General features: G+C 57.4%; 10 protein-coding genes. 6 read left to right on the top strand and 4 right to left on the bottom strand.

The genetic code is table 11. The annotated features are described in order from the left end of the window. Positions 1-24 precede the first annotated feature (24 nt). Genes feoA through feoC form a run of 3 tightly spaced genes read left to right on the top strand, consistent with a single transcriptional unit; the run spans position 25 to position 2,846 of the window. Complete coding sequence (gene feoA, locus M8013_RS04195; protein ID WP_271266557.1) at positions 25-252, top strand: ferrous iron transporter A; 228 nt, start codon at positions 25-27, stop codon at positions 250-252. A gap of 30 nt (positions 253-282) precedes the next feature. Next, positions 283-2,601, top strand: a complete 2,319-nt coding sequence (feoB, locus tag M8013_RS04200; protein WP_271266558.1) for a Fe(2+) transporter permease subunit FeoB — start codon at positions 283-285, stop codon at positions 2,599-2,601. Positions 2,602-2,609: 8 nt separating this feature from the next. Then, positions 2,610-2,846: a [Fe-S]-dependent transcriptional repressor FeoC gene (gene feoC, locus M8013_RS04205; protein WP_271266559.1), complete on the top strand. Its 237-nt coding sequence runs from the start codon at positions 2,610-2,612 to the stop codon at positions 2,844-2,846. 40 nt (positions 2,847-2,886) lie between these two features. Here the strand turns inward: feoC and M8013_RS04210 are convergent, their stop codons facing one another. Both M8013_RS04210 and bioH read right to left on the bottom strand, forming a co-directional pair. After that, on the bottom strand, positions 2,887-3,156 hold the full coding sequence (locus M8013_RS04210; protein ID WP_106995218.1) for a YdgH/BhsA/McbA-like domain containing protein: 270 nt from the start codon (positions 3,154-3,156) through the stop codon (positions 2,887-2,889). Between the two features lie 113 nt (positions 3,157-3,269). Next, a complete protein-coding gene (gene bioH, locus M8013_RS04215) occupies positions 3,270-4,043 on the bottom strand; it encodes a pimeloyl-ACP methyl ester esterase BioH (RefSeq protein ID WP_271266560.1) in 774 nt (257 codons plus the stop codon). A 36-nt stretch (positions 4,044-4,079) separates the two neighbouring features. Between bioH and gntX the strand changes: the two genes are divergently transcribed. The 3 genes from gntX (at position 4,080) to gntT (ending at position 7,018) form a co-directional block, all read left to right on the top strand. After that, a complete protein-coding gene (gntX, locus tag M8013_RS04220; protein ID WP_271266561.1) occupies positions 4,080-4,763 on the top strand; it encodes a DNA utilization protein GntX in 684 nt (227 codons plus the stop codon). A gap of 58 nt (positions 4,764-4,821) precedes the next feature. Further along, positions 4,822-5,397, top strand: coding sequence for a Fe-S biogenesis protein NfuA (gene nfuA, locus M8013_RS04225; RefSeq protein ID WP_271266562.1), 576 nt, complete (start codon positions 4,822-4,824; stop codon positions 5,395-5,397). Between the two features lie 304 nt (positions 5,398-5,701). Beyond that, positions 5,702-7,018, top strand: a complete 1,317-nt coding sequence (gene gntT / locus M8013_RS04230; protein WP_271266563.1) for a gluconate transporter — start codon at positions 5,702-5,704, stop codon at positions 7,016-7,018. A gap of 222 nt (positions 7,019-7,240) precedes the next feature. Here the strand turns inward: gntT and malQ are convergent, their stop codons facing one another. Continuing rightward, positions 7,241-9,328 (bottom strand): 4-alpha-glucanotransferase, encoded by a 2,088-nt coding sequence (gene malQ, locus M8013_RS04235; RefSeq protein WP_271266564.1) that lies wholly within the window; start codon positions 9,326-9,328, stop codon positions 7,241-7,243. Positions 9,329-9,337: 9 nt separating this feature from the next. Beyond that, positions 9,338-11,731 (bottom strand): maltodextrin phosphorylase, encoded by a 2,394-nt coding sequence (gene malP, locus M8013_RS04240; protein WP_271266565.1) that lies wholly within the window; start codon positions 11,729-11,731, stop codon positions 9,338-9,340. Positions 11,732-11,742 lie beyond the last annotated feature (11 nt).

Here is an 11,742-nt window from a genome sequence, read left to right on the forward strand (position 1 = left end):
TTAACCTTCCGTTAAGTAGGCGCTATGCAATTCACTCCAGACAGTGCGTGGAAAATTACCGGCTTTACGCACGAAATCAGCCCGGCCTATCGCCAGAAGCTGCTCTCTTTAGGGATGCTGCCCGGCTCCTCTTTCCAGGTCGTGCGCGTCGCCCCGATGGGGGATCCGGTGCATATTGAAACCCGACGTGTGAATCTGGTTCTGCGTAAAAAAGATCTCGCATTAATAGAAGTTGAAGCCCTGTCCCAATAACACGCCAGCTCTGGTAGCGAGTCTATTACAATGAAAAAATTAACCATTGGCTTAATTGGTAATCCCAATTCCGGCAAAACCACCTTATTTAACCAGCTTACTGGCGCGCGTCAGCGGGTGGGAAACTGGGCAGGCGTCACGGTCGAGCGGAAAGAGGGCCAGTTCGCCACCACCGACCACCAGGTTACGCTGGTCGATCTGCCGGGCACCTACTCGTTAACCACCATCTCTTCTCAGACCTCGCTCGATGAGCAGATCGCCTGCCACTACATTCTGAGTGGCGACGCCGACCTGCTGATCAACGTGGTGGATGCCTCCAACCTGGAGAGGAACCTGTACCTGACGTTGCAGCTGCTGGAGCTGGGCATCCCTTGTGTGGTGGCGCTGAACATGCTCGATATTGCCGAGAAGCAGCAGATCCGCATCGACATCGACGCCCTCTCCGCCCGCCTGGGCTGCCCGGTGGTGCCGCTGGTCTCCACCCGCGCACGTGGGATCGATGCCCTTAAGCTCGCCCTTGACCGCCACAGCCGCAACACCGATGTGGAGCTGGTGCATTACGCCAGGCCGCTGCAGAGTGAAGCCGGGATCCTGGCACAGGAGATGGCGCAGAATATGCCGCTCAAGCAGCGTCACTGGCTTGGCCTGCAGATGCTGGAAGGGGATATCTATAGCCGCGCCTATGCGGGTGAGGCCGCACAAAATCTTGAGGGCGCTCTGGCGCGTCTGAATGCCGAAATGGACGACCCCGCCCTGCATATTGCCGATGCCCGCTATCAAAGCATCGCCGCGATCTGCGACGTGGTCAGTAATGCTCTCACCGCCGAACCGAGCCGCTTTACCCGGGCAGTGGACAGCGTGATCCTCAATCGTTTTCTCGGCCTGCCGGTGTTTCTGCTGGTGATGTATCTGATGTTCCTGCTGGCGATCAACATCGGCGGCGCGCTGCAGCCGCTGTTTGATGTCGGCTCAGTGGCCATCTTTATTCACGGGATTCAATGGCTGGGTTACACCCTGCATCTGCCGGAATGGCTGACCATTTTCCTGGCCCAGGGGCTGGGCGGCGGGATCAACACCGTGCTGCCACTGGTGCCGCAGATCGGCATGATGTACCTGTTCCTCTCATTCCTCGAGGACTCCGGCTACATGGCCCGCGCGGCCTTCGTAATGGACCGCCTGATGCAGGCGCTCGGTCTGCCGGGCAAATCGTTTGTCCCATTGATTGTGGGCTTCGGCTGTAACGTGCCGTCGGTGATGGGTGCCCGCACGCTGGACGCCCCGCGTGAACGCCTGATGACCATCATGATGGCGCCGTTTATGTCCTGCGGCGCGCGTCTGGCCATCTTCGCGGTCTTTGCGGCGGCCTTCTTCGGACAGCAGGGTGCGCTGGCGGTGTTCTCGCTGTACGTGCTCGGTATTGTGATGGCCATTCTCACCGGCCTGATGCTTAAACACACCATCATGCGTGGCGAAGCCACGCCGTTCGTGATGGAACTGCCGGTTTACCACGTCCCGCACCTGAAAAGCCTGTTTATTCAGACCTGGCAACGCCTGAAAGGCTTTGTCCTGCGCGCGGGTAAAGTGATCGTCATTGTCAGCATCTTCCTCAGCGCGCTGAACAGCTTCTCGCTGAGCGGCCAGGCGGTCGATAACATCAACGATTCGGCGTTGGCCTCGGTCAGCCGCGAACTGACTCCGCTGCTGAAACCGATCGGTGTGCACGAAGATAACTGGCAGGCCGCCGTCGGGCTGTTTACCGGCGCGATGGCGAAAGAGGTGGTGGTGGGTACGCTAAACACCCTCTACACCGCCGAGAATATTCAGGAAGAGGCGTTCAACCCGGCTGAATTTAGCCTGGGCGATGAACTGCTGGGCGCGGTTGAAGAGACCTGGCAGAGCCTGAAAGATACCTTCAGCCTGAGCGTACTGGCGAACCCCATTGAAGCCAGTAAAGGCGACGGGGAAATGGCGACCGGCGCGATGGGGGTGATGAGCGAGAAGTTTGGCAGCGCATCAGCGGCCTACAGCTACCTGATCTTCGTCCTGCTGTACATTCCGTGCATTTCGGTGATGGGGGCCATTGCCCGTGAATCGAGCCGTGGCTGGATGGGCTTCTCTGTCCTGTGGGGGCTGAATATTGCTTACTCGCTGGCGACGGTGTACTACCAGACGGTCAACTTCAGTCAGCATCCACGCTACAGCCTGGTGTGCATTCTGGCGGTCGTGCTGTTTAACGTGGTGGTGATGGGCCTGCTACGCCGTGCACGCAGCCGCGTCGACGTCAATCTGCTCGCCAACAGCAAAAGCGCAGCGGCCTGCTGCAACAGCCCGGCCAACGACTGTCATTAGGAGGCACCATGGCATCGTTAATTCAGGTACGCGATTTACTGGCACTGCAAGGGCGCATGGAAGCCGCCCAGCTAAGTCAGGTGCTGCATGCGCCGCGGGCGCTGGTCGATGCCATGCTTGAACGTCTGGAGGCCATGGGTAAAGCGAAGCGGATCCAGGAGGATGCGGACGGCTGCTTATCCGGCAGCTGTAAAAGCTGTCCCGAAGGGAAAGCCTGTCTGAAAGAGTGGTGGGTAGTGCGTTAATCGTGAATAAAGCCGGGCAAGTCTGCCCGGCTTTAATCGATTATTTGTAGACGTCTGCGGTGGCGCGGATGTCTTTCTGATCTTTGTTGGCGCTGGTGACGACATAATATTTGCCGCCCAGCTCATCGGCTTTCTTAGAAAGCTCTTTTCTCGCATCCATTGGCGCGGTGGTATCAGACGTAGAGATATCGCCAACTTTCGTCAAATTCATCTCTTTCACTTTATCTTTCTGGATCTCTTCTGCCGCCATAACGCCAAATGAAAGTGATCCAATAACCAGAGAAGCAACAATACCTGTAACAAGTTTCATAGCCATGACTCCCAAAGAGGATTGTAGTTTTGATTATCGAAGGCGGGATGCCCGCAACGATAAATTAAGTATTGTTGCGGTACGTCACTTTTGCCAGAAAGAATGAAAAATAATCAGTTTAAACGCTGACTTAAGGCCATCAACGCCGCGCAAAACTCAGCGGGATGAGAGATAAACGGCGCATGCGCGGCTTTGGCAATGATCAAGGCTTCGCTCTGCGGCCATTGCTCATCGAGCAGCGGCACGATCTTGCGTGGCACCAGCCCGTCGAGATAACCATAAATACGCAGATGCGGCAGCGTCAGCGATGCCAGCGGCGTGCGTAAATCAGCCGTTTTCAGGATCTCCAGCCCACCATTCAACACCTCAACGTCAGGCATCGGCAACGACAGCACGGTTTTTTTCAGTATGCGGGCATCCTGGCGCGCGGTTTCCGTTCCCATCGTTTGCAGGGCCAGAAAACGCTCAACCGTGCGTTGAAAATCGTCGCTAAGCTGCTGCTGGAAACTGCTCAGCACCTCCGGCTTGATCCCCGGCCAGTCGCTCTGGGCGCTGAAACACGGGGATGACGCGACGGTCACCAGCGCCTGCACCCGTTCTGGTCGGGTGAGTGCAATCTGGCTGGCCACCAGCCCGCCCAGACTCCAGCCCAGCCAGATAGCCCGGTCCGGGGCCTGCTGCAGAACCTCTTCAGCCATCTGCGCCAGCGGCATCGCACCATAGTTACGGCTGCGGCCAAACCCCGGCAGATCCACCAGGTGCAGGGTGAATTGCGAGGCGAGTTCCTCGCTAATGCAACTCCAGACTTCGGCATTCAGCCCCCATCCGTGCAGCAGCACAAGATGAGAATTTCCTGTCCCAACGGTCTGCCACCAAAGGTTGTTCATCGATTACTGTTCTCTTTTTTCCACAGGGAGGGGTCTATGCTAACAGTGCCCGGCTTGTGCTGGCTATGCCAGATGCCGCTTGCGCTCAGCCATTGGGGGGTGTGTTCGGTGTGCAGAAGGGCGATAGCCGCGCCGGTGAGTGTCTGTCCCCGATGCGGCCTTCCGGCGATGCATCCGCGCCTGCCCTGCGGACGATGCCTGCGTAAACCGCCACCGTGGCAGGCGCTGGTGGCGGTTGGCGATTACACGCCACCGGTGAGTCCAATGCTGCATCAGCTAAAATTTTCCCACCAGAGCCAGCTGGCATTGCCGCTGGCGAGGTTGCTGCTGCTGGCCATTCTGCAGGCCAGGCGCAGCCGCGAGCTACCCGATGTCGATCTGCTGATGTCGGTACCGCTGTGGTCCCGGCGTCACTGGCGGCGCGGTTTTAACCAAAGCGACCTGCTCTGTCGTCCGCTGGCCCATTGGCTGAACTGCCGCTATGTTCCCACAGCGCTCAGGCGAACGCGCGCCACGCCTGCCCAGCATCACCTCAGCGCCAGATTGCGAAAACGCAATCTACAGCACGCTTTTGCGCTTGAATTACCGGTTGCCGGCCGCCATATCGCTCTGGTGGATGATGTCGTCACAACCGGCAGCACCGTCGCGGAATTCTCCCGCCTGCTTTTGCGAAGCGGCGCGGAGTCGGTTCAGGTATGGTGTCTGTGTCGAACCTTGTAGCGCCCTCAGGTTGGGCGTATTATAACCAGGTATTTTAGTCAACTATTAGGCCAATGCTATGATCCGTATTTCCGATTCTGCACAAGCGCACTTTGCCAAACTGCTGGCAAATCAGGAAGAAGGGACCCAGATCCGCGTATTCGTGATCAATCCAGGTACCCCGAACGCAGAATGCGGCGTCTCTTATTGCCCACCGGATGCAGTGGAAGCAACTGACACCGCCCTGAAATTTGAGCTCCTCACGGCGTATGTCGATGAGCTGAGCGCGCCGTATCTTGACGATGCGGATATCGATTTTGTTACCGACCAGCTGGGTTCGCAGTTAACCCTGAAAGCGCCTAATGCCAAAATGCGCAAAGTGACCGACGATGCCCCGCTGATGGAGCGCGTGGAGTATCTGCTGCAGTCGCAGATCAACCCGCAGCTGGCCGGCCACGGTGGTCGCGTTTCACTGATGGAAATCACCGACGACGGTCTGGCCATCCTGCAGTTTGGTGGCGGCTGTAACGGCTGTTCCATGGTTGACGTCACCCTGAAAGAAGGGATTGAGAAGCAGCTGCTGACCGAATTCCCTGAGCTGAAAGGCGTGCGCGACCTTACCGAGCACCAGCGCGGCGAGCACTCTTACTTCTAAGTTCCCGTCCGTATTGGCCCGGTGATCCTGCACCTGCCGGGCCGACATCCCCCTTCCCCACCCACCTCATAATATGACCTGCGTCTCATTATTCACATTTTGACCGCCAGGGTGATTCTCAAGCCGCCCATGTTACCCGTATCATTCTCGCGGGCACTACCAACCTTACTCCAGCCGACTAAACTGATTAATTCAGAAGGTCGTCAGTCATAGTGCCGTTAATACTCTGTTCCCAGTTGGGGCAACTTGAATTTGTCGTTGAAACAATGACGTTACCCATAACAATTTTAAGGCCAGGTTAATCATGCCATTAGTCATCGTCGCTATCGGTGTCATCTTATTACTGCTCTTGATGATCCGTTTCAAAATGAACGGCTTCATCGCATTGGTTCTGGTGGCACTTGCCGTCGGTCTGATGCAGGGTATGCCGCTGGTAAAAGTTATCAGCTCTATCAAAGCCGGTGTGGGCGGTACGCTCGGTAGCCTGGCGCTGATCATGGGCTTTGGTGCCATGCTTGGTAAATTGCTTGCTGACTGCGGTGGCGCACAGCGCATCGCAACTACGCTGATTGCAAAATTCGGCAAAGAGCATATCCAGTGGGCGGTGGTATTAACCGGCTTTACCGTTGGTTTTGCCCTGTTCTACGAAGTGGGCTTCGTGCTGATGCTGCCGCTGGTCTTCACCATTGCCGCCTCTGCCAGCATTCCGCTGCTGTATGTCGGTGTGCCGATGGCTGCTGCGCTATCCGTAACTCACGGCTTCCTGCCACCGCACCCGGGCCCAACCGCTATCGCCACCATCTTCCACGCTGACATGGGTAAAACCCTGCTGTTTGGTACGATTCTGGCCATCCCGACCGTTATCCTGGCAGGCCCGGTATTTGCCCGTACGCTGAAAGGGATCGACAAGCCAATCCCGGAAGGTCTGTACAGCGCGAAAACCTTCACCGAAGCAGAAATGCCAAGCTTTGGCGTCAGCGTCTGGACCTCTCTGGTACCGGTGGTGCTGATGGCGCTGCGCGCGGTCGCTGAAATGGTTCTGCCGAAAGGCCACGCATTACTTGGCGTAGCAGAATTCCTGGGTGATCCGGTCATGGCCACGCTGATTGCGGTCCTGATTGCGCTCTTCACCTTCGGTCTGAACCGTGGTCGCTCAATGGACCAGATTAACGATACCCTGAGCTCTTCGATCAAAATCATCGCTATGATGCTGCTGATCATCGGCGGTGGCGGTGCGTTCAAGCAGGTTTTGGTTGATAGTGGCGTGGATAAGTACATCGCCTCCATGATGCATGACACCAACATCTCCCCAATCCTGATGGCCTGGTCAATTGCCGCCGTGCTGCGTATCGCACTGGGTTCAGCGACCGTTGCAGCCATCACAGCCGGCGGTATTGTTGCCCCGCTGATTGCCACTACCGGCGTCAGCCCTGAGCTGATGGTTATCGCAGTCGGTTCCGGTAGCGTGATTTTCTCTCACGTGAACGATCCGGGCTTCTGGCTGTTCAAAGAGTACTTCAACCTGACCATCGGTGAGACCATTAAGTCCTGGTCGATGCTGGAAACCATCATCTCGGTCTGCGGCCTGATCGGTTGTCTGCTGCTGGGTACGGTTGTCTGATGTAAAACAACAACAAGATATTCGTGAAAACGGTAACCCTGGGGTTACCGTTTTTTTTTGTGCTTCCTCTTCAAGCCAGGAAGAAGAAACATGCAGCAGAGGTGGGGGTTCCGTTCACCTCATGTTTCTTGTTTCTCTGATAAACCTGAACCGGTGAACGTGCCAGGGTGGCGCAGCGACGCCGGGCAAAAAAGAACCCGCCGTTCGGCGGGTTCTTTGTTTTTAGGTCTTTTTCGCAGCGGCTTTGCGCCGCTTATCCAGATCTTTAATCAGCCGGTTCACCCCGTCATCAGCGAACATTGCTTCAAGGGAGGTGGACAATTTACGACGCCAGTTTTTGTACTGATAGCTGGTGCCAGGAATGTTGACCGGCTCAGGCATGTCCAGCCAGTCTTCCGGCTGCAGCCCTAACAGTGCGCTGTGGCTGTCGGCAATATAACGTTGCATCGCGCGGTTGAGCGTCGGGGTCATCGACATCAGAGAGGCCTTGTGCCCGGCGCGTTTCGGCAGACAGCCGTGCGCGTGCAGCGCATCCAGCAGCCCCTGCTTCGATAGTTCGCGATCCTGGTACAGGCCGCGCAGCATCACCTCGTCAGGGTAAAGCCCCAGGGTTTTGCCGAGCGTCAGGTCGCCGCTATCCCACCAGCCGCGAAGCGTAGGAAGGTCATGCGTCGTCGCGACTGCCATTGATTGCTCAGGATACGCTTGCGGCGCGCGGAAGTTCTTCTCACGGTCGTTTTCAAAGTAGAGCACCTTATACGAGTAAACGCCGCTGTCACGCAGCTTACTGACGATTTCGACCGGGACGGTGCCGAGATCTTCTCCAATCACCATGCAGTTATGACGTTTACTCTCCAGCGCAAGGATAGAGAGCAGGTCGTCAACCGGATAGTGAACATAGGCCCCGTGATCGGCGGTTTCGCCATACGGGATCCACCACAGGCGCAGCACCGACATCACGTGGTCGATACGCAGCGCTCCACAGTTCTGCATATTGGCACGCAGCAGCTCGATAAATGGCTCGTAAGCGCGTGCCACAATAATGTGCGGATCCATCGGCGGCAGGCCCCAGTTCTGGCCTAGCGGGCCCAGAATATCCGGTGGCGCACCGACCGAGGCTTTCAGACAGTACAGTTCACGATCGCACCATGTCTCTGCCCCGCCTTCTGCCACCCCAACCGCCAGGTCGCGATAGAGGCCAATCGGCATGTTGTAGCCCTGGCTGACCTGCCAGCAGGCCGCAAACTGACTGTACGCCAGCCACTGCAGCCAGAGGTAGAAATCAACGTCATCGGCGTGCTGATCGCAAAACGCTTTCACCGCAGGCGAATTGACGGACTGATACGCTTCAGGCCAAACCGGCCAGCCCCAGCGCATTTCATCTTCTTTCACCTGATACGCATGCAGCGCATCGAAGGCCGCCTGCCAGTACAGGCTTTCGCCCTCCTGGGCCACAAACTGGCGGAAGGCGGTCATCTGCTCGTCGTCACGCTGGGCAAAGCCTTTCCACGCCATGCGCAGGGCGGCCATTTTCAGCGCGGTGACGGTGGCATAGTCCACCCACTCGGCGTCGCGCGCCCGCTTTAACGTCTGCTGAGTGGTGCTCATCGCCCACCACTCCTGCGCCTTTTTGCTGTTGCGGAAATCGTCTAAAGCATTCACATCGATGTAAATCACGTTCAGCCAGCGACGCGACGACGGGCTGTACGGACTGGCGCTCTCCGGGTTCGCCGGATAGAGCGCATGGATCGGGTTGAGACCGATAAACGCGCCGCCGCGATCGCCAACATCCGCCAGCATCTTTTTCAGATCACCAAAATCGCCGATACCCCAGTTCGCATCAGAACGCAGGGTGTAAAGCTGGACACAGGCGCCCCACAGCTTTTTACCCTCTTTCAGCGCCTGCGGCTCGTAACAGCGTTTTGGTGCCACAATCACCCGGCAGTGCCAGCGGCTGTCGTCCTGGGTCAACGTCAGCGTGTGGTAGCCCTCCGGCAGTTTAGTCGGAAGGTTAAGATTTTTGCCGCCGGTGGCGTGGCCTTGATGCTGATGCCCCTCTTCAGTCGTCAGCTGCCAGCTAAACTCGCCGCTGCCTTCAATCATCAGCGGCATTTTTTTACCGGCGGTGTAGACCATCACGTTCGGTACGGCGGTGACCGCAGCTTTCGCGACGGGTTTGGCTTTGTGCATGGCATCCAGCAAACGCCTCTTGGTTTCAGCACCAATCGACTGCGGTTTACCATGAGCATTGATGTAGTTGGGGCTGATCCCCGCCGCCAGCGCGGCATTATCGAGACGTTTACTTTCCATCGCGCTTCCTTAGCGTTTTGCCTGCCAGATGCGAGCCTGATAGTCACGGATTGAGCGGTCAGAGCTGAACATACCGCAGCGCGCGGTGTTCAGAATACAGGCCCGGGTCCAGGCTTCCTGATCGCGATACAGCACGTCGATCTGCTTCTGGGCCTCGACGTAAGAGGCAAAGTCAGCCATCAGCAGGTACGGGTCACCGCCCTCTTTACCGATGCTGTGCAGCATCTGATCAAAGGCGTGCTTGTCGCCATCGCTGTATTTGCCGCTTTCCAGCTCTTTCAGTACCGCATCCAGCACTTTGTCTTTCTTACGCCATTTCACCGGGTTGTAGCCCTTGGCTTTAAGCGCTTTCACCTCTTCAACTGTGTTACCGAAGATAAAGATGTTTTCGTCGCCAACCTGCTCGGCGATCTCGACGTTAGCACCGTCCAGCGTACCGACCGTCAGCGCACCATTCAGCGCCAGCTTCATGTTGCCTGTGCCGGAGGCCTCTTTACCGGCGGTGGAGATCTGCTCGGAGACGTCAGCCGCCGGGATCAACAGTTCAGCCGCCGAGACGCAGTAGTCCGGCAGGAACACCACTTTTAGCTTGTCGCCCACTGCCGGATCGTTGTTCACCGCCGCCGCCACTTTGTTGATGGCGAGAATGATGTTTTTGGCCAGGTAGTAGCCCGGAGCGGCTTTTGCTCCGAACAGGAATACGCGCGGCACGCGATCGGCCTGCGGGTTCTCGCGGATCTCTTTGTACAGCGCCAGAATGTGCAGCAGGTTCAGGTGCTGACGTTTGTACTCGTGCAGACGTTTAATCTGGATATCAAAAATCGCATTCGGGTTAATTTCAATGCCGGTGCGGGTTTTGACAAACGCGGCCAGGCGTACTTTGTTGTCCAGTTTGATGCTGCGATAGGTCTCGCGGAAGGCCGCGTCATCAGCCTGTTTTTCCAGATTGATCAGTTGGTCGAGATCGTTGGCCCACTCGTGTTCAAGGGTGTTATCCAGCAGCGCGGCCAGGGCCGGGTTGCACTGTTTTATCCAGCGACGCGGCGTAATGCCGTTGGTGACGTTGTGGAACTTATTCGGCCACAGCTGGTGATATTCCGGGAACAGGTCTTTCACCACCAGGTCGGAGTGCAGTGCCGCCACGCCGTTCACCGCAAACCCGCTCACCACGCACATGTTGGCCATGCGAACTTGCTTGTCGTAGACCACCGCCAGCTTCGCCCAGACGGCTTCATTGCCCGGCCAGGTTTTCTTCACCAGCGTTTTAAAGCGGGCGTTAATTTCGTTGATCAGCTGCATATGGCGCGGCAGCAGATTTTTAATCAGCTTCTCGTCCCAGCACTCCAGCGCTTCTGGCATCAGGGTGTGGTTGGTGTAAGCGAAGGTCTTGCTGGTGATGGCCCAGGCGTCGTCCCAGCTCATCTGATGCTCGTCGATCAGCACGCGCAGCAGCTCAGGGATAGCGATGGTAGGGTGGGTGTCGTTCAGCTGAATCACTTCATACTCTGCCAGCTCACTCAGCTTGCGGCCCGCCAGGTGATGACGACGCAGAATATCAGCCACCGAACAGGCGCACTGGAAGTACTGCTGCATCAGACGCAGCTTTTTGCCCGCCAGATGGTTGTCGTTCGGGTAGAGCACTTTGGTCAGTTTGTCGGCGTCAATGCCCTGCTGCTCAGCACGCAGGAAATCGCCGTCGTTGAATTTGGTCAGGTCAAACGGATGCGCGTGTGTCGCCTGCCACAGGCGCAGAGGCTGCGCCACGCCGTTGCGGTAACCGAGTACCGGCAGATCCCACGCCTGGCCCACGATCGTAAAGCCAGGCTGCCAAAGGCCGTCTTTCGTCACTTTACCGCCAATACCAACCTGAACGTCCAGCGCTTCATTGTGGCGGAACCACGGGTAACTGCCGCGATGCCAGTCATCCGGGGCTTCCATCTGATGGCCGTCGGCAAAGGACTGACGGAACAGGCCATACTGATAGTTCAGGCCGTAACCGGTCGCCGATTGCCCCACCGTCGCCATCGAGTCGAGGAAGCAGGCTGCCAGACGACCCAGGCCGCCGTTACCCAATGCCGGATCGGTCTCTTCTTCCAGCAGGTCGGTCAGGTGGATATTGTGGGTGCTCAGCACATCACTCACCTCCTGATACCAGCCGAGGTTCAGCAGGTTGTTGCCGGTCAGGCGGCCAATCAGAAACTCCATCGAAATGTAGTTGACGTGGCGCTGGCCTTTCGCCGGCTTCACCGCAGGTTGGGCGCTCAACAGCTCTGCGAGCGCACCGCTGACGGCCTGCCACCACTGGCGGGAGGTCATGTCCTCAGCGGCATGTAATCCAAATCGTTGCCACTGACGCGTCAGGGCAGCCTGAAATTGAGCTTTGTTAAAGGAAGGCTGTGACATAGGGAATCGGC

This window comes from Silvania confinis, from assembly GCF_025564085.1.
Taxonomy (GTDB): Bacteria; Pseudomonadota; Gammaproteobacteria; order Enterobacterales; family Enterobacteriaceae; genus Enterobacter; species Enterobacter confinis.